Origin of the sequence: Methylorubrum populi (genome assembly GCF_002355515.1) — a bacterium.
GTDB lineage: Bacteria > Pseudomonadota > Alphaproteobacteria > Rhizobiales > Beijerinckiaceae > Methylobacterium > Methylobacterium populi_A.
In genome coordinates this window covers 419,635-438,159 of sequence record NZ_AP014809.1, presented here as the reverse complement: position 1 = coordinate 438,159, position 18,525 = coordinate 419,635, and the positions used below count along the sequence as shown (strand labels likewise).

The 18,525-nt window shown below is 68.7% G+C and carries 17 protein-coding genes; 11 read left to right on the top strand and 6 right to left on the bottom strand.

The window, feature by feature from the left end; genetic code table 11:
- Positions 1–41 precede the first annotated feature (41 nt).
- The 4 genes from MPPM_RS01960 to MPPM_RS01945 form a co-directional block, all read right to left on the bottom strand.
- The gene (locus tag MPPM_RS01960) at positions 42–1,148 is read right to left on the bottom strand and encodes a microcin C ABC transporter permease YejB (protein ID WP_096483423.1); all 1,107 of its coding nucleotides are present in this window, start codon (positions 1,146–1,148) and stop codon (positions 42–44) included.
- 9 nt (positions 1,149–1,157) lie between these two features.
- A complete protein-coding gene (locus tag MPPM_RS01955; protein WP_096483421.1) occupies positions 1,158–3,020 on the bottom strand; it encodes an extracellular solute-binding protein in 1,863 nt (620 codons plus the stop codon).
- On the bottom strand, positions 3,017–4,942 hold the full coding sequence (locus tag MPPM_RS01950; RefSeq protein WP_096483418.1) for an extracellular solute-binding protein: 1,926 nt from the start codon (positions 4,940–4,942) through the stop codon (positions 3,017–3,019). The genes MPPM_RS01955 and MPPM_RS01950 overlap by 4 nt, the downstream gene beginning before the upstream one ends.
- 174 nt (positions 4,943–5,116) lie before the next feature.
- Entirely contained in the window at positions 5,117–6,052 is a 936-nt protein-coding gene (locus MPPM_RS01945; RefSeq protein ID WP_096483416.1) for a c-type cytochrome, read from the bottom strand.
- A gap of 310 nt (positions 6,053–6,362) precedes the next feature.
- On the opposite strand from MPPM_RS01945, the gene MPPM_RS01940 reads away from it, so the two are divergent.
- Together MPPM_RS01940 and MPPM_RS01935 are read left to right on the top strand one after the other, a co-directional pair.
- The gene (locus tag MPPM_RS01940) at positions 6,363–7,106 is read left to right on the top strand and encodes a 3-deoxy-manno-octulosonate cytidylyltransferase (RefSeq protein WP_096483415.1); all 744 of its coding nucleotides are present in this window, start codon (positions 6,363–6,365) and stop codon (positions 7,104–7,106) included.
- A 14-nt stretch (positions 7,107–7,120) separates the two neighbouring features.
- A complete protein-coding gene (locus MPPM_RS01935) occupies positions 7,121–7,978 on the top strand; it encodes a prephenate dehydratase (RefSeq protein ID WP_096483413.1) in 858 nt (285 codons plus the stop codon).
- A 66-nt stretch (positions 7,979–8,044) separates the two neighbouring features.
- On the opposite strand, the gene grpE is transcribed toward MPPM_RS01935, so the two are convergent.
- Positions 8,045–8,647 carry a nucleotide exchange factor GrpE gene (grpE, locus tag MPPM_RS01930; RefSeq protein WP_096483411.1) on the bottom strand — a complete coding sequence of 201 codons (603 nt, stop codon included), beginning with the start codon at positions 8,645–8,647 and terminating at the stop codon, positions 8,045–8,047.
- A gap of 92 nt (positions 8,648–8,739) precedes the next feature.
- Positions 8,740–11,562: a [protein-PII] uridylyltransferase gene (locus MPPM_RS01925; RefSeq protein ID WP_280176343.1), complete on the bottom strand. Its 2,823-nt coding sequence runs from the start codon at positions 11,560–11,562 to the stop codon at positions 8,740–8,742.
- 124 nt (positions 11,563–11,686) lie between these two features.
- Here MPPM_RS01925 and MPPM_RS01920 point away from each other — a divergent pair, with 124 nt between their 5' ends.
- The 9 genes from MPPM_RS01920 to MPPM_RS01880 all read left to right on the top strand — a co-directional run bounded on the left by MPPM_RS01920 (position 11,687) and on the right by MPPM_RS01880 (position 18,437).
- Entirely contained in the window at positions 11,687–12,661 is a 975-nt protein-coding gene (locus tag MPPM_RS01920) for an aliphatic sulfonate ABC transporter substrate-binding protein (protein ID WP_096483408.1), read from the top strand.
- Positions 12,662–12,669: 8 nt separating this feature from the next.
- A complete protein-coding gene (locus MPPM_RS01915; protein WP_096483406.1) occupies positions 12,670–13,302 on the top strand; it encodes a LysE family translocator in 633 nt (210 codons plus the stop codon).
- A 60-nt stretch (positions 13,303–13,362) separates the two neighbouring features.
- Positions 13,363–14,202 carry an ABC transporter permease gene (locus tag MPPM_RS01910; protein ID WP_096483404.1) on the top strand — a complete coding sequence of 280 codons (840 nt, stop codon included), beginning with the start codon at positions 13,363–13,365 and terminating at the stop codon, positions 14,200–14,202.
- Positions 14,203–14,248: 46 nt separating this feature from the next.
- Positions 14,249–14,548 (top strand): nucleotidyltransferase family protein, encoded by a 300-nt coding sequence (locus MPPM_RS01905; RefSeq protein WP_096483403.1) that lies wholly within the window; start codon positions 14,249–14,251, stop codon positions 14,546–14,548.
- Positions 14,548–14,898, top strand: coding sequence for a HepT-like ribonuclease domain-containing protein (locus MPPM_RS01900; protein WP_096483400.1), 351 nt, complete (start codon positions 14,548–14,550; stop codon positions 14,896–14,898). Before MPPM_RS01905 ends, MPPM_RS01900 begins: the two co-directional genes overlap by 1 nt.
- Positions 14,899–14,926: 28 nt before the next feature.
- A complete protein-coding gene (locus MPPM_RS01895) occupies positions 14,927–15,706 on the top strand; it encodes an ABC transporter ATP-binding protein (protein WP_096483398.1) in 780 nt (259 codons plus the stop codon).
- 72 nt (positions 15,707–15,778) lie between these two features.
- Positions 15,779–16,288 carry an OsmC family protein gene (locus MPPM_RS01890; RefSeq protein WP_096483396.1) on the top strand — a complete coding sequence of 170 codons (510 nt, stop codon included), beginning with the start codon at positions 15,779–15,781 and terminating at the stop codon, positions 16,286–16,288.
- Positions 16,289–16,314: 26 nt separating this feature from the next.
- Positions 16,315–17,004 (top strand): response regulator transcription factor, encoded by a 690-nt coding sequence (locus MPPM_RS01885; protein ID WP_096483393.1) that lies wholly within the window; start codon positions 16,315–16,317, stop codon positions 17,002–17,004.
- A 5-nt stretch (positions 17,005–17,009) separates the two neighbouring features.
- A complete protein-coding gene (locus MPPM_RS01880) occupies positions 17,010–18,437 on the top strand; it encodes a HAMP domain-containing sensor histidine kinase (protein WP_096483391.1) in 1,428 nt (475 codons plus the stop codon).
- Positions 18,438–18,525 lie beyond the last annotated feature (88 nt).

Below are 18,525 nucleotides of genomic sequence, written 5' to 3'. Positions count from 1 at the left end.
CGATAGCAGCCGGCTGCGCAGCCGGCAAACCGAAGCGCGCCTCAGGCGCCCCGAGCCGAGAAATCGATGCGCGGGTCGATCCAGGTATAGGTGAGATCGGAGAGCAGGTTCACCGCGAGCCCGAGCAGGGAGAAGATGTAGAGTGTGGCGAACACCACCGGATAGTCGCGGCCGACGATGGAGCTGAAGGACAGGAGCCCGAGCCCGTCGAGCGAGAAGATCGTCTCGATCAGCAGCGATCCGGTGAAGAAGGCGGTGATGAAGGCGCCGGGGAAGCCGGCGATGACGATCAGCATCGCGTTGCGGAAGACGTGGCCGTAGAGCACGCGCCGCTCGCTCACGCCTTTCATCCGGGCGGTGACGACGTATTGCTTGCGGATCTCGTCGAGGAACGAGTTCTTGGTGAGCAGGGTCGAGGTGGCGAAGGCGCCGAGCACGAGCGCCGAGAGCGGCAGCACGAGATGCCACGCATAGTCCACGGCCTTGCCCCAGAGGCCCAGGGATTCGAAGTTCTCGGAGGTGAGGCCGCGCAGCGGAAAGATCTGCAGGAACGATCCGCCCGCGAACAGGATCACCAGCAGGATGCCGAACAGGAAGCTCGGGATCGCGTAGCCGACAATGACGACGGCCGAGGTCCAGATATCGAAGCGCGAGCCGTCGGCGACTGCCTTGCGGATGCCGAGCGGGATCGAGATCGCGTAGGAGATCAGCGTCATCCACAGGCCGAGCGAGATCGAGACCGGCAGCTTCTCCTTGATCAGGTCGAGCACCGAGACATCGCGAAAATAGCTGCGGCCGAAATCGAAGCGCAGGTAGTCCCACAGCATCTTGCCGAAGCGTTCATAGGCGGGCTTGTCGAAGCCGAACTGCGCCTCGAGCTTCTTGATGAAGGCCGGGTCGAGCCCCTGCGCGCCGCGATACTTCGACGTCTCGCCGCCCCCGCCTCCGCCGCGGGTCGCCCCGCCGCCGAGGTCGCCCTGGCCGCCGGTGATGCGCGAGAGCGAGCCTTCCTGTTGGCCCTGGAGCTGGGCCAGCACCCGCTCCACCGGGCCGCCGGGGGCGAACTGGATGATGGCGAAGGTGATGAGCATGATCCCGAAGATCGTCGGGATCATCAGGGCGATGCGGCGCAAGATGTAGCCGAGCATGGACCTTCCTCAGCCCCGGCCAATCCGGCGCGCCTTCTGTTCGTCGTACCACCACAGAGCCGGCACGCCGAGCCCGTAGGTCGGCAGCTTCGCCGGGCGGCCGAACATGTCCCACAGGGCGAGGCGGTACTCGGGCGAGTACCACATCGGGATCCAGTAGCGGCCGGCCCGCAGCACCCGGTCGAGGGCGCGGCAGGCCACCGTGAGGCTCGCCCGCGAGTCCGCGTTGGCGATGCGGTCGAGAAGCGCGTCGATCACCGGATCGCTGATGCCGGCGAGGTTGTTGGAGCCGGGGATCGCCGCCGCCCGCGAACCGTAGGCCTCGCGCAGCTCCGGCCCCGGCGTCGCGTCGCCCGAAGAGGCGCGGGAGACGATGTCAAAGTCGAAATCGCGCACCCGCGCCTGAAACTGCGCGGCATCCACCGCCCGCTGGCGCGCCTTGATGCCGATCAGCCCGAGATTGCGGATGAAGGGCTGGACGATGGGCTCCCAGACCGAGTCGGAATCGAGAAATTCGAACTCGACCGGCTTGCCGCCGGGCAGGCGCAGGGTGCCGCCCTCGCGGGTGCAGCCCGCCTCCTTGAACAAGGCCACGGCGCGGGCGAGCAGCGCCCGGTCCTGGCCCGAGCCGTCTGATACCGGCGGCGTCCAAGCCTCGCCGAAGACTTCGGCCGGCACCTGCCCGCTGAAGGGTTCGAGCAGGGCGAGTTCCTCCGCCGAGGGCTTGCCCGTCGCCATCAGGTCGGTCTTCTGGAAGAACGAGACGGTGCGCTCGTAGGCGCCGAACATCGCCGTGCGGTTGGTCCAGGCGAAATCGAAGCAGAGGCCGATCGCCTCGCGCACGCGCGGATCCTTGAACACCTCGCGGCGGGTGTTGAAGAACCAGCCCTGGATGGCAGCTGGAGAGGTGTCGGGCAGGGTCTCGCGCTTGACCCGGCCCTCGCGCACGGCGGGGAAATCGTAGCCCGTCGCCCAGATTCGCGAGGTGAATTCCTGGCGGTAGGTGTAGGCGCCGCCCTTGAACGCCTCGAAGGCGACCTGGCGGTCGCGGAAGTACTCGTAGCGGAGCTGGTCGAAGTTGTTCTGACCAATCATGACCGGCAGGTCCACCGCCCAGTAGTCGCTCACCCGCTCCAGTTCGATGAAGCGGCCGATATCGATCCGCCCGACCTGATAGGCGCCGGACCCGAGCAGCGGCGTCAGTGTCTGAGCCTCGAAGTCGCGGCCCTCGAAGAATTTCGCCGAGAAGATCGGCAGTCCGGCGACGATCAGCGGCAGATCGCGGCTGCGGCCGGGTGCGAAGCGGACGACCAGGGTCTCGTTGCCCTCCGCGCTCGCCTCGGCGACGTCGCGGATCACCTGGGAGATCGTCGGGTGCCCCTTCTCCTTGAGGATGGTGAGGGAGAAGGCCGCGTCCCGCGCGGTCAGGGGCGAGCCGTCGTGGAAGCGCGCCTGCGGACGCAGGGCGAAGCGGTAGGTCAGGCCGTCGGCGCTGGTCTCGACCGAGCGGGCGACGAGGCCGTAGAGCGCGTCCGGCTCGTCGAGCGCGCGCACCATCAGGCTGTCGAAGGTGAGGTTGATTCCCGCCGCGCCGTTGCCGCGGAAGACGTAGGGGTTAAGCGTGTCGAAGGTGTCGAACGCCTGATTGCCGAAGGTCTGGACCAGGCTCGTCGAGAAGCGCCCGCCCCGCGGGGCCATCGGGTTCACGTAGTCGAAGTTCGGAAAATCGGGCGCGTATTTCAGCTCGCCGAAGCTCGACAGCCCGTGGGCGGCGCGGGTGCCCTCGGCGCGGGTTGGCCGGGGCAGGGCGCCCGCAAGCGCCAGGGCTCCGGTCCCGAGGACGACGCCCCGGCGGGTCGCGCCGGCACTCACCGCGGGGCTCCGGTCTTGGCGGCGAGCGCCTCGTCGTACCACCACGTGGTCGGAAAGCCGGAAGCGCCGTATTTCGGCAGCACCGCCGGGCGGCCGAAGCGGTTCCAGCGCAGCGTGCGCGTCACCGCCGAGGACCATTGCGGCACCACGAAGTGGTGGGCGAGCAGCGCCCGGTCGAGGGCGTGCGTGGCCGCGACCAGGGTCTCGCGGTCCTGGGCGAAGATCACCTTCTCGATCAGCGCGTCGATGCCCGCATCCTTGATCCCGGCGATGTTGCGCGAGCCCGGCTTGTCGGCGGCGGCCGAGCCCCAAAATTCGCGCTGCTCGTTGCCGGGCGAGAGCGATTCCGGCCAACTCGAGGTGGTGATGTCGAAGTCGAAGCCGCGCAGGCGGTTCTGGTACTGCGCCTGATCGATCACCCGGATCGAGGACTCGATGCCGATCAGCTTGAGCTGGGCGGCGTAGGGCAGGATCACCCGCTCGAACACGTTCTGGAATTCCAGGAATTCGACGGTCAGCGGCTCGCCGGTGGCCTTCGCGACCATCTTGCCGCCCTTCAGCTCGTAGCCGGCCTCGCGCAGCAGGCCGACCGCCTTGCGCAGGTTGGCGCGCACCGCCTCCGGCGTGTCGTTGACGGGGTTGGTGTAGGTCTCGGTGAAGACGCTGGCCGGCAGCTTGTCCTTCACGCTCTCCAGGATGACCTTCTCCAGCCCCTCGGGCAGGCCGGACGAGGCCAGCTCCGAGCCGTAGAAGTAGGAATCGATCCGGCCGTAGAGGCTGTAGAACAGCTGCCGGTTCATCTCCTCGAAGTTCAGGGCGAGGTTGAAGGCGCGGCGCACCCGCTCGTCCTTGAACTTGTCCCGACGCAGGTTGAACACGAAGGCCTGCATGATGCCGGTGCCGCGGCCGGGAAACTCCTCCTTGATCAGGCGGCCTTCCTTCACGGCGGGGAAATCGTCGTAGGCGGTGGCCCAGTTGCGGGCGATGTTCTCGGTGCGGAAGTCGTAGAGGTCGCCCTTCAGCGCCTCCAGCAGCACCGACCCGTCGCGAAAATACTCGAAGCGGACCGTGCCGAAATTGTTGCGGCCGCGGTTCACCGGCAGGTCCTTGCCCCAGTAATCGGCCACGCGCTCGTAGACGGCCGAGCGGCCGGCATCGATCTTGGCCAGCCGATAGGGACCCGAGCCGAGCGGGATCTCCAGGGTCGTCTCGGTGGCGCTGCGCGGCTTGCCGTTCTTGTCCGTGCCGGTCCACCAGTGTTTCGGCAGCACCTGCATCTGGCCGAGCACCTGCGGCAGTTCGCGGTTGCCGGACTCGCTGAAGCGGAAGACGACCTCGCGCTCCCCGCCCGGCTCCGCCTTGGCCACGGTGTGATAGTAGGCGGCGTAGAACGGGCTGTTGGCCTTCAGCGTGTCGAAGGACCAGATCACGTCCTCGACGGTGACCGGCTTGCCGTCGTGCCAGCGCGCATTCGGACGCAGGCGGTAGGTCACGGATAGGCCGTCCTCGGCGATCCGCACGCCGTCGGCGAGGAGCCCGTAGGACGAGAACGGCTCGTCGCCGGAATCCTCCATCAGCGTGTCGTAGATCTGGGTAATCCCGCCTTCGAGATCGCCCTTCAGGCCGTTGACGACGATGTTGAGGTTGTCGAAGCCGCCCTGCGACCCGAGCCGCACGAGGCCGCCGACGGGCGCCTTCGGGTCGGCATAGTCGAAATGCGGGAAGTCCGGGCCGTATTTCGGCTCGCCGAGCAGGGTCAGCGCGTGGCGCCAGGGACCTGAACCCTTGCCGGCTGCCTCCTGCGCCGAGACCTTCGAGGCGGATTCGGCGGGCTCCTGGGCGGAGGCGGGCCCCCGCAGCCCGAGGAGAACGAGGGCGCCGGCGAGGAAGCTGCGGCGGGCGATTACGGCGTGTTCCGTCACGTTGGCGCGGTCTCCCGGTCCCGTGAGAGGTCAGTCGGGCGCCGTTCTAGGACGAGGCTGGGTCCGGCGCCAACCCGACGCGAGCGCGCAGGCGGCGCGGCCGGAAGCCGAGACATGAAAAAGGCCGGGCTTTGCAGCGCCCGGCCTTCGCGAAATCGGTTTGTCGTCCGCGCCTTACTGCTTGGGCGCCTCAGGGTCAGCCTTGGCCGGCGGCTCGGTGGCCGGCGTGCTCTCGGAGCCGGGCTCTGCCTTGGTCGGGATGTCGCCCGAGGGCTTGGCCTCGGGGGCCTGGGTCGGGGCGACCTCGTTACGCTGTGGCTGGACCTGCGGCGCCGGGACCGGACGGGCGGTGTCCTTGCCGTCGCCGGACTGGGTGTTGCCCTTCGGCGCGTTGGTCTCGGGCGCCTTGTCCTTGTCGCCGGTCGCGCTCTCGACCGGCTTCGCCTCGGACTTGGCGGGCGCCTTGTCCTCGGTCTTCTTCTCTTCGGCCTTCTTCTCGGCTGGCTTGTCCTCCGCCGGCTTGGCGGACTCGGCCTTCTTCTCACCCTCGGGCGCCGCCTCGGCCTTCTTCTCGGCGGTCGGCAGCGGCTTGGGGCTGTCGGAGAGCGTGCGCAGATAGGCGATGACGTTGGCGCGATCCGTCGGCGAACTGATGCCGGCGAAGGCCATCTTGGTGCCCTTCACGTAACCCTTCGGGTTCTCGAGGAAGTGGTCGAGATCCTCGTAGGTCCAGGTGCCGCCCTTCTCCTTCAGACCCGCGGAGTAGTCGAAGCCCTCGTGATGGGCCTTCTGACGCTCGACGATGTCCCAGAGGTCGGGGCCGACCTTGTTCGGGCCGCCCTTCTCGAAGCTGTGGCAGGCCTGACAGGCCTTGGTGCCGCCCTTGCCCTTGTCGGCGTCGGCGGAGGCGAGCCGCACGGCGACGGGCTCGGCCTTCGGCGCCTCGGCCGCGGCACCGCCGCTCTTCGGCTCCGGCTCGGGCAGCGGATAGCCGGCATTCCCGGCGGGCTTCGGGTGATAGATCAGCTCCGCCACGAAGCCCGATCCGACCGCGAACAGGAGGGCACCCAGCACCGCGCCCGCAACCTTGTTCAGCTCGAAGGAATCCATGCTCGATAGCTCCGGCGCACGGGATCAGGACCCGGCGGATGGGGGCCCGACGGGCAGACGCCGGACTTTGGAGGATTTCAAGGGTGATTAGCCGCTCGGGGCCGATCTTGACAATGGGCCACGCGCGCTGCGCGCTGTCGCATACCGTTATTCCGCACAAGCGGCACACGAGCGATGAATTCCGTTGCAGCCCTGCCGCACCGTGGGGGCGGAATCGGCGGCCATGAGCAGCCATGACAAGCCCGGGCGCCGCTGCTAGAGCCTTCCCCGCCCCTGAACCCCTGCCCGACGCATCCCACCGCCCGCGGTCATGTCCGATCCCCTGATCCTGATTCCGGCCCGCCTCGCCGCGACCCGCCTGCCGTCGAAGCCGCTGGCCGAGATCGCGGGCGAGCCGATGATCGTGCATGTCTGGCGCCGGGCCGTGGAGGCCGGAATTGGCCCCGTCGTGGTCGCGACCGACACCGACGCGATCGCCGACGCAGTCGAGGCGCGGGGCGGTCTGGCGGTGATGACCCGGGCGGATCACCCTTCCGGATCCGATCGCCTCGCGGAGGCGCTGGAGATCGTGGATCCGGACGGCAACCACGACGTCGTGGTCAACGTGCAGGGCGACCTGCCGACCATCGACCCGGCGATCATCGCCGCGGCGGTGGCGCCGCTCGCCGATCCGCAGGTCGATATCGCGACCCTCTGCGCGGTGATCCACCGCCCCGGAGAGATGGACGACCCGAACGTGGTCAAGATCATCGGCCATACGGTGGGGCCGAACCGCCTGAGGGCGCTCGCCTTCACCCGCGCCCGCGCGCCCTGGGGCGACGGGCCGCTGTTCCACCATATCGGCCTCTACGCCTATCGCCGGAAGGCGCTCGCCCGGTTCGTCGCCCTGCCGCAGGGCGAGCTTGAACGGCGCGAGAAGCTCGAGCAACTGCGCGCGCTGGAGGCCGGTATGCGCATCGACGCCATGATCGTCGAGGATCTGCCGCTCGGCGTCGACACCCCGGCCGACCTGGAGCGCGCCCGCACTCTGCTCGCCGTCCGCCGCCTCAACTAAACCACCGAAGCACAATGACCGACCGCACCATTGCCTATCAGGGTGAGCCCGGGGCCAACTCGCACATCATCTGCTCGCAGGCCTATCCCGGCTGGACCGCGCTGCCCTGCGCCACCTTCGAGGACGCCTTCGCCGCGGTGAACGAGGGCAAGGCCGGCCTCGCGATGATCCCGATCGAGAACTCGATCGCCGGCCGGGTCGCCGACATCCATCACCTGATCCCGACCTCGCGGCTGCACATCATCGCCGAGCACTTTCTGCCGATCCACTTCCAGCTCATGGTGCTGCCGGGTGTGGGCGCGGAAGGCCTGACCAGCGTGCACAGCCACGTCCACGCGCTCGGCCAGTGCCGCCGGATCATCCGCCGCCTCGGCCTGAAGGCCGTGGTGGCCGGCGACACCGCCGGTGCCGCTCGCGAGGTGGCGGAGGCGCAGGATCCGACGCGGGCGGCGCTCGCCCCGGCCATGGCGGCGGAGGTCTACGGCCTCGACATCCTCGAGCGCGACGTCGAGGACGAGGCGCACAACACCACCCGCTTCGTGGTGTTCTCGCCCGAACCCGTCGAGATCGAGCCCGGCAACGGCCCGACAGTGACGAGCTTCATCTTCCGGGTCCGCAACATCCCGGCGGCGCTCTACAAGGCGCTCGGCGGCTTCGCGACCAACGGCGTCAACATGTCGAAGCTCGAGAGCTACATGGTCGAGGGTCAGTTCACCGCGACCCAGTTCTATGCCGAGGTCGACGGCCATCCGGAGGATGACGGCCTGCGCCGGGCCCTGGAGGAACTGCGCTACTTCTCGAAGGAACTTCGCATCATCGGCACCTATCCAGCCCATCCGTTCCGCGAGACGACGCGGCAGGCCGCGGAGTAGCGGACGACCACGAAAAAGGCCGGCGCAGGGGCGCCGGCCTTTTCATTGACCGATCTATCAGAGACGTCACGCCGGATCGGCGGCCTTGTTCGCCTCGGGCTTCGGGCCGCCCTTGGAGACACCGACCAGGGCCGGGCGCAGGGTCCGGTCGCCGATGATGTAGCCGGTCTGGACCACCTGAACGACAGTGCCGTTCGGAACCTCGGTGTTGGGCACCTCGAACATCGCCTGATGCCGGTTCGGATCGAAGCGCTGCCCCTGCGGATCGACCACCTTCACGCCGTGGCGCTCCAGCGTCTTGGCCAGATCCCGTTCGGTCAGCTCGATGCCCTCGATCAGAGCCTTGAAGGCGCCGTCCGCGCTCGCCCGCGCATCGGCCGGCACGCTTTCGAGCGCGCGGCGGATATTGTCGGCGGCGTTGAGCATGTCGCGGGCGAAGCTCGTCACCGCGTAGGTGCGGGCATCCGCGACCTCGCGCTCGGTGCGGCGGCGCAGGTTCTCCATCTCGGCCAGCGTGCGCAGCAGCCGGTCCTTGAACTCGTCGCGCTCGGCGATCGCGGCCGCCAGAGCCTCGGCATCCGCACCCGCGGTCGAGGAAGCGGCCTGCGGCGGCACCTCCGCCTCGGCGCCGTTGTGCCGGTCCTGATTCTCCATGTCGTCAGCCATCATCGTGCGATCGATCGGGTCTCGAAGTGTTCCGGGATGCGGCTGATATCATTCGGGCCATCCCCGAAATCAAGCGAAGGCCGCGCTATCGCCCCCTACAACTCCCGCGGCGGGGGCGAATCGACCAGGGCGTCGAGGCCTTCGGCGCGCAGCGCGGCGACGTCGCTGGCGAACACTTCCATTACCGCGGCGCGGATCATCGCGAGCCGGTCGGGCTGCATCACGCGGGTGCCGGTGAGGTCGGTCACGTAGAACACGTCCACCGCCCGCTCGCCGAAAGTCGCCACATGCGCCGAGGTGATGTTGAGGCTCAGGCGGTTCAGCGCCGTCGTCAGTTCGTAAAGCAGGCCCGGCCGGTCGAGGCCGGTGATTTCCACCACGGTCTCGCGGCTCGACAGGGCGTTGTCGATCGACACGTCCGGCGGAACGAGGAAGGTCTTGGGCGGCTGCTTCGGGTGCTTGTCGGCGACGAGTTCGGCGATCTTGATCTCGCCCTTGAGCGCCCGCTCGATCGCGGTGGCGATGCGCCCCGCCCGGCGGAGCTCGTCCTCGTCCCGCTCGAAGGCGCGGGAGATGAAGATCGAATCGAGGGCGAAGCCGTCGGTCGTGGTGAAAATCTGCGCATCGACGATGTTGCCGCCCGTGGTCGCGCAGGCGCCCGTGATGATCGCCAGCAGGCGCGGATGGTCCGGCGAGTAGACCGTCAGCTCGGTCACGCCGCGGACAGGATCGGTCTCGTAGGTGGTGGCGCTGGTGCGGCCCTCCTCCATCACGGTACGCAGGAAGCGGGCGTTCTTGTAGTGGCGCGTGCTGTCGACTTTCAGCCAGTACGCTTGGTTGTGGCGCGCGGCGTAGGCATCGAACACCTCCGAATTCCAGTCGGAGAGCTGCTCGCGCAGGGCCATCTGGATCAGCCGCACCCGGTCGGTGCGGGCGATCTCCGAGTGGCCGCCGGAGAGCACGACCTCGGTCTCGTCGTAGAGGGTGCGCAGCAGCGTGCCCTTCCAGGCCGTCCACACGCCGGGGCCGACCGCCTTGATGTCGGCGACGGTGAGGATCGCGAGCAGCTTCAGCCGCTCCAGGCTCTGCACCTCGCTCGCGAATTTCTCGATGGTCTTATGATCGGAGAGATCACGGCTCTGCGCCGTCATCGACATGAGCAGGTGATGCTCGACCAGCCAGGACACCGTCTCGGTCTCCGCCTGGCTGAGGCCGAAGCGCGGCCCGAGCTTGCGGGCGATGGCCGCGCCGGCGATCGAGTGATCCTCCGGCCGCCCCTTGGCGATGTCGTGCAGCAGGATCGCGACGTAGAGGGCGCGGCGGTTGTGGATCGTGTCGATGAGGCGCGAGGCCAGCGGATGCTCCTCGCGCACGCGGCCGGAATCGATCGCGGCGAGCACGCCGATCGAGCGCAGGAGATGCTCGTCCACCGTGTAGTGATGGTACATGTTGAACTGCATCATCGCGACGATGCGGCCGAATTCCGGAATGAACCGGCCGAGTACGCCGGCCTCGTTCATCGAGCGGAGGATCGTCTCCGGGGCGTTCTTCGAGGTGAGGATGTCGAGGAAGAGCCGGTTGGCTTCCGCGTCCACGCGCACCGCGTGGGTGATCAGGCGGAGCGAGCGGTTGGCCAGCCGCGCCGCATCGGGATGGATCGGCAGGTTGTGCCGGTCGGCCAGCCAGAACAGGCGGATCAGGTTGACCGGATCACGCTCGAACGCGTCCTCGCCGCGAATGTTGACCCTGCCATTGTCGATCCAGAAATCCTCGGCCTCGATCGAGGTCGCGCGGAAGCGGTCGCGAAAGCGGCCGATCCAGCGGTCGAGCACCGGCGTGCGCTTGGCGTGGCGCGCTTCGAGTTCCGCACACACGATCGCGGTCAGGTCGCCGACATCCTTGGCGATGAGGAAGTAGGCTTTCATGAAGCGCTCGACGCCCGAGAGGCCGCCGCGGGCGCCGAAGCCGAGCCGCTCGGCGATCTTGGGCTGAAGCCCGAACGACAGCCGCTCCTCGGCGCGTCCGGTCACGAAATGGATGTGGCAGCGCACGCGCCACAGGAACTCCTCGCAGCGTTCGAAAAGCTTGTACTCGTCCGGCGTGAACAGCCCGGCATGGACCAGCTCGACCTGATCGCGCACGCGGTAGGTGTATTTCGCGATCCAGAACAGGGTGTTGAGGTCGCGCAGACCGCCCTTGCCGTCCTTGACGTTGGGCTCGACGAGGTAGCGCGACGCGCCGGCCTTGGCGACGCGGGCGTCGCGCTCGCGCAGCTTGGCATCCACGAACTCGGAAGCCGAGCCGATCACAAGTTCCGTATCGAAGCGCGTGACCAGCTCCTCGAACAGGTGGCGTGAACCGAACAGGAAGCGGGATTCGAGCAGGGCGGTGCGGATCGTCATGTCCGCGCGGCCCTCGCGCAGGCACTCCTCCACCGAGCGCGTCGCGTGGCCGACCTTCAGCTTCAGGTCCCAGAGCACGTAGAGCATCGCCTCGACGACGCTCTCCGACCATGCCGTCTGCTTGTAGGGCAGCAGGAATAGCAGATCGATGTCCGAGCCCGGCGCCATCGTGCCCCGCCCGTAGCCGCCGGTGGCGATGATCGCCAGCTGCTCGCCCGTGGATGGATTGTCGTTGGGATAGAGACGCCAGACCACGGCATCGTAGATTGCCCGCACCACCGCGTCGGTGAGGCGGCTCAGCCGCTGCGCGCAGGCGATCCCGTCCCGCTCCTTCAACAGGAGACGCTCGGCCTCCCGGTGCCCGGCCTCGATCACCTTGCGCAACTCGGGCACGAGAAGCCCGCGCAGCTTGGTGGGTTCGCGCGCCTCGCGGTCGAGGGAGGCGACGACTTTTTCGAGGACGGGAACGGGGTCGAACATGGCCGTTCCGTTAGCATGTAAAGCGGGCTGCGGCATCGGCCGGTTGCAGCCGACCCGGCTGTTCTCTTCGGCGAATTTTTTGTTTGACGAAACGAACGTGACTGTTTTAGCCATCGGAAGGATCCAGGCAGCAAGCCGGACCGACGAGGGAGCCAGCCATATGATCCGACGCCGCCACGTCCTGTCCGCTTTCGTCGGATTCCTCGGGCTGCTGACGGCCGGTTCGGACCTGCGCGCGGCCGACGTCTCGGAGATCCGGCTCGACTGGGCGACCTATAACCCGGTCAGCCTCGTCCTGAAGGAGAAGGGGTTCCTGGAGGAGGCGCTGAAAGCCCGCGGCATCAAGGTGCGATGGGTCCAGTCGCTCGGCTCCAACAAGGCGCTCGAATTCCTCAACGGCAGCGCCATCGATTTCGGCTCCTCCGCCGGCGCAGCGGCGCTTCTGGCGCGCATCAACGGCAATCCGGTCAAGGTCGTCTACGCCTATTCCCGGCCGGAATGGACCGCGCTGGTCACGCGCAAGGAGACCGGGATCACCAAGCCCGCCGACCTCAAGGGCAAGCGCATCGCGGTCACCCGCGGCACCGATCCGCACATCTTCCTCATCCGCGCGCTTCAGAGCGCCGGGCTGACCGAGAAGGACGCCAAGCTCGTTCTGCTCCAGCACGCCGACGGACGCACGGCGCTCGACCGCGGCGACGTCGATGCCTGGGCCGGTCTCGACCCGATGATGGCCGCTGCCGAGATCGAGAGCGACGACGTGCTGTTCTATCGGGACGCTGCCGCCAACACCTGGGGCGTGCTCGACGTGCGCGAGGACTTCGCCAAGGCGCATCCCGACCTCGTCAAGGTCGTGATCGCCGCCTACGAGCAGGCCCGCGCCTATGCCCTCGCCAACCCGGAAGCCCTGAAGAGCGCACTCGTCTCCGCCACCAAGCTGCCCGAGGCGGTGATCGCCAAGCAGATCGAGCGCACGGATCTGAGCCAGCCCGCTATCGGCCCGGCCCAGGCCGAGAGCATCCGCGCCGCCGGCCTCGCGCTGCAGCAGGCGGGCGTCATTCCCGCTTCCACCGACGTGGCGGCGGCGGTGGACGGCCTGATCGATCCGCAGTTCAACCCGGCACCGGGCCGCTGAGGCGGCCGATGCCGGACGCCGCGCACCTCGCCGCCTTCGCCCTCGTCTCCCTCGGGATGGTGCTGACGCCCGGCCCGAACATGGCCTACCTCGTCTCGCGCACGGTGGCGCAGGGACGGGCGGCCGGGCTGGTATCGCTGACGGGCGTGGCGGCGGGCTTCCTCGTCTACCTGCTCTGCGCGGCCTTCGGCATCACCGCCCTCCTCGTGGCGGTGCCCTTCGCCTACGACGCCCTGCGCCTGGCCGGCGCCGCCTATCTCCTCTTCCTGGCATGGCAGGCGCTGAGGCCGAACGGGCACTCGCCCTTCGATACGCGCCCGCTGCCGCCCGACGGGCCTGGGCGGCTCTTCGCCATGGGCTTCCTGACGAACCTGCTGAATCCGAAGATCGCGGTAATGTACCTCTCTCTGCTGCCGCAATTCATCGAGCCGGCGGCCGGCGCCGTGCTGACCCAGTCCCTCGCCCTCGGCCTCGTCCAGATCGCGGTGAGCCTGGCGGTGAATGCGGCGATCGTACTGGCGGCCGGTTCCGTCGCCGCCTTCCTCGCCGAACGGCCCGTCTGGCGCCGCGCGCAGCGCTGGTTCATGGGGACCGTGCTGGCGGCGCTTGCTGTCCGCGCGGCGACCGATGCGCGTGGCTGAACCGCCGGTTCGGGGGGACTTTTCCGAGAACACGATGCAGATCCGGCGCGACCCTTCCGCATGAGCGTCACCTCCGTCCTCTCCGAAGACGCCGAGGCGAAGGCCGCTCCCGCGCGTCGGACCACCGGTCTCGGCGGCGGCGCGAGGCTGGCGCTCGGCCTGCTGCTGCCGCTCGCCCTCGCGCTCGGCTGGGAGATCGCCGTCGCGACGGGGCTCGCCTCCGGGCGCCTGCTGCCGCCGCCGAGCCGGATCGGCGCCGCGCTCTGGGCTCTCGCCGCCTCGGGCGAACTCTGGACCCATGTCGAGGCGACCCTGATCCGCGTCGGCCTCGGCTTCGCCTTCGGGGCGGGCGCCGGCATCCTCGCGGGCGCGCTCACCGCGACGCTGCCGTTCTTGCGCTGGCTGGTCGATCCGAGCCTCCAGGCCCTGCGTGCCGTGCCCTCTCTCGCCTGGGTGCCGCTGTTCATCCTCTGGTTCGGCATCCTGGAGACCCCGAAGGTCGCCCTGATCGCCGTCGGCGTGTTCTTCCCCGTCTATATCGGCGTGGCCGGCGCGATCGCCTCGGTCGATCGCAAGCTGGTGGAGGTGGGCCGCATCTTCCGCCTGTCGAAGCTGGCGCTGGCCCGGCGTATCCTCCTGCCCGCCGTGCTGCCGGCGACCCTGACGGCGCTCCGCACCGGGCTCGGACTCGGCTTCCTGTTCGTGGTGGCCGCCGAGCTGATGGGCGCCTCCGAGGGGCTCGGCTACCTGCTCCTCGACGGCCAGCAATTCAGCAAGCCCGACCAGATCTTGGCGGCGATCATCAGCTTCGCCGTCGTCGGCAAGGCGGCCGATGCCGTGCTCGTCGCGCTCACCAGCCCGCTGGCGCGCTGGCAGGACACCGCGCGGGAGACGCTGTGAGGAGGCGACGGATGACGGGCGGGACCGCCTTCGCTAAGGTACCGGCATGACCCGAGACGAGGTAATCCACCGGCTGCGCGGCGTGGAGGACGATCTCCGCGCGCACGGAGTCTCGGCCCTGTTCCTGTTCGGATCGCGCGCTCGGGATGAGGCGAGGCCGGAATCCGATCTCGATGTCTTCGTCGATCCTGCGGACGAGGGCAGTTTCGGACTCGCGGCCTTCGACGAAACCTACGCTTTGGTCGAGCGCGCCTTCCCCGACATTCCTGTCGGATACTCGACGCGTGACGGATTGGTCCCGGTTTTCCGCGAGTACATCGAGCGCGAGGCCATCCGGGTTTTCTGATGGAATCCGCAAAGCTGCCCGAAGTCAGGCTTCGGCACATTCTCGAACAGATCGACGGCATCCTCGCGGCGACGCAAGGCCGGACTTTCGAGGAAATTCAGGGCAACTTCCTCTACGAACGCGCCGTCGAACGCGCCGTCCAGATCATCTCGGAGGCGGCCAAGGAGCTGCCGCCCGAACTTCGACAGCGGCACGCGGACGTTCACTGGCAGCCGATCATCCGGATCGGCAACCTCCTGCGACACGAGTTTTACCGGATCCGGGCACGCGACATGTGGGAGATCGCCTCGGTGCATCTGCCGGTACTTCGTCCGGCGATCATGCGCATGCTCGCCGAATTCGACGCTTGATCCCTTCGGTGCGATTCCTGCCGCGACTATGCTGAGCATCCAGAGCCTCGCCAAGACCTATGCCGACGGCACCCGCGCGCTGGTCGGCATCGACCTCGACGTGCCGAATGCCGAGATCGTCGCGCTGATCGGCGGCTCGGGCTGCGGGAAGACCACGCTCCTTCGCCTCATCGCCGGTCTCGACAGGCCGAGCGCCGGCGGCATCGCGCTCGACGGCGAGCCGATCACCGGGCCCCATCCCGGCGTCGGACTCGTATTTCAGGAGCCGCGCCTGCTGCCTTGGCTCAGCGTTGCCGACAATGTCGGCTTCGGTATCGACCATCTGCCGAAGCGCGAGCGGCGGGAGCGGGTCGCCCACGCCCTGAAGCGCGTCGGCCTCGCCGAGCATAGGGACCGCTGGCCCCGCGAATTGTCGGGCGGGCAGCAGCAGCGCGTCTCGATCGCCCGGGCCTTCGTGGCCAATCCGCGGGTGCTGCTGCTGGACGAGCCGTTCTCGGCGCTCGATGCCTTCACCCGCAAGGATCTCCACCGCCATCTCCTCGCCCTGTGGGAGGAGGTACGGCCGACCGTGCTGATCGTCACCCACGATGTCGCCGAGGCGGTGGCCCTCGCCGACCGCGCCATCGTCATGCGCCCGCGCCCCGGCCGCCTCGACGATACGGTGGCGCTGCCGATGCGCAGGCCGCGCGACCCGGCAGCGCCGACGAGCGAGGCGGCGACCCGCACGATCCTGTCCGCCCTCGACCACTCGCTGCGCCCGCGCGACGGCTCCCGTCCCCCACAACTCGCGGGCGGCAGCTCGTTCTAAGGTGTCCCCCGCGCACGAAAACCGCTAAGCCCGGCTCGCCAAGAAAACCCGCCGAAAAACCGGAGGAAATCCATGGACGCCAACGCCCTGCGCGCTCTCCAGGCCCCGCTCAAGAACAAGTACCGCGAGGCGCCGGATTCCGCCGTCATCACCCTCAAGGCGAAGGGTTCGCTGGACGACACGAGCATCGCCTGCAAGGTCGAGACCGGCCGCGCCCTGGCGGTCGCCGGCCTGCACCCCGCCACCGGCGGCTCGGGCGCCGAACTCTGCTCCGGCGACATGCTGCTCGAGGCGCTCGTCGCCTGTGCCGGCGTGACGGTGAAGGCGGTGGCGACCGCGCTCGAAATTCCCCTCAAGGCTGGCACGGTCAGCGCCGAGGGCGACCTCGACTTCCGCGGCACCCTCGGCGTCGACAAGGAGGCACCGGTGGGCTTCCGCGCGATCCGCCTGAAGTTCGACCTCGAGACCGAGGCGCCGCAGGAGAAGCTCGACCAGCTCCTGAAGCTCACGGAGCGCTACTGCGTCGTGTTCCAGACCCTGAACCACAAGCCGGAATTGTCGGTGAACGCCTCGCGCTCCTGAGCCGCGAAGCTTATCTAACGGGCGTCATGCGCCTGCTCATCATCGAGGACGATCGCGAGGCCGCCGCCTATCTGGTCAAGGCGTTCCGGGAAGCCGGACACAGCGTGGACCATGCGGGCGACGGCCTCGACGGCTACGCGCTCGCCCGCGAGGGCGATTACGACGTGCTGATCGTCGATCGCATGCTGCCGAAGCTCGACGGGCTCTCGCTCGTGCGCGCCCTCCGTGAGCAGGAGATCGCCACACCGGTCCTGATCCTCTCGGCCCTCGGCCAGGTGGACGACCGCGTGAAGGGATTGCGCGCGGGCGGCGACGACTATCTGCCCAAGCCCTATGCCTTCTCCGAGCTTCTCGCCCGCACCGAGGTGCTGGCCCGCCGCCGCGCGAGCGCGACCGGACCGGGCGAGGCCACGTCCTATCGCGTCGGCGATCTCGAACTCGACCGCCTCTCGCACCGGGTGGCCCGGGCGGGCCGCGAGATCGTGCTGCAGCCGCGCGAGTTCCGGCTGCTCGAGTACCTCATGCGCCACGCCGGACAGGTCGTGACCCGCACGATGCTGCTGGAGAATGTCTGGGACTACCACTTCGACCCGCAGACCAATGTCATCGACGTTCACGTCTCGCGGCTGCGTTCGAAGATCGATCGCGGCTTCGAACACCCGATGATCCACACGGTCCGCGGCGCGGGCTACGTCATCCGTCCGGACGATCCGTAGCGCCCGTGAGCCCCGCCGTATCGCAGCCGCCGGATGGGCTCCTCGCGCGTCTCGGAAAGATCTTCCGCACGACGGCCTTCAGGCTGTCGCTCGCCTATCTCGTGCTGTTCGCAGTGCTGGCCTCGCTCGGGCTCGGTTACGTCGCCTGGAACGCCCGGCGGGTGCTCGACGACCAGATCGTCTCGACCATCGATGCCGAGATCAACGGCCTGTCGGAGCAGTACGCGGCGGGCGGCCTGCGCCGCCTGATCACCGTTGTGGAACGGCGCGCCAAGGAGCCGGGCGCCTCGCTCTATCTCGTCACCACGCCGGCCGGAGAGCACATCGTCGGCAATGTCAGCCGCGTCTCGCCGGATCTCCTCGCCCGGCCCGGCCAGTACGAGGGGTACTACGGACGCGGATCCGAAGCGGACCAGGGCGAGCACCGCGCGATCATGCGCGTCTTCAACCTCGCCGGCGGCTTTCGCCTTCTCGTCGGCCGCGACACCGAGGAGCGCGACCGCCTGCGCGCCGCGATCGGCAACACCTTCGGATCGTCGGTGGCACTGGTCGTCGTGCTCGGCGTGCTCGGCGGTTGGTTCGTGGCGAGCCGCGTGCTGAAGCGCGTCGACGACATGACCGAGACGACGCGCACCATCATGGCGGGCGATCTCGACGGTCGCCTGCGGGTCGCCGGCACCGGGGACGAACTGGACCGCCTCGCTCAGAACCTGAACCTCATGCTGGAGCGCATCGGCGAGCTGATGCGCGGCATGAAGGAGGTGTCCGACAACATTGCCCACGACCTCAAGACGCCGCTTACGCGCCTGCGCAACCGCGCCGACGAGGCCCTGCGCACCGCTGAGACGCCGGAGGCCCTGCGCACGGCGATGGAGGGTGTGATCGAGGACAGCGACGGGCTGATCCGGGTGTTCAACGCGCTCCTCACCATCGCCCGCCTGGAAGCCGGTAACACGCCCGAGAGCGTGCGCCGTTTCGACGCCGGGGAGGTGGCGCGGGAGGTGACCGAGCTCTACGAGCCCCTGGCCGAGGACAGGGGCTTGAGCCTGACCATCCGCACCGAGCCGGACCTGATCCTCGCCGGCAACCGTGAACTGGTGGGGCAGGCTATCGCCAACCTCATCGACAACGCGATCAAATATGGCGCGCCATCGCCCGGGGCCGGTCCGCAGCCGGTCACCGTCAATGCGGCGCGTGCCGATGGCATGGTCCGGCTCACCGTGGCGGATCGCGGCCCCGGCATCCCGGAAGAGGAGCGCGCGCGGGTGCTCGACCGCTTCGTTCGCCTCGACGCCGCCCGCTCCCGTCCCGGCTTCGGCCTGGGGCTCAGCCTCGTCAACGCCGTCGCCCGGCTTCACGGCGGCAGCCTGGAGCTTGCCGACAACGCGCCCGGGCTCGCCGTGACGCTGAGCCTGCCGGCCGCCGCGGCCTAGCCTGCGCCGCGGAGTTCCCGCCGCGCCGCCGTGGCCGGAACGAGAGCGGTGAGGGATCGGCGGCTTCGTGCGGCCGCTTCGATCGCGG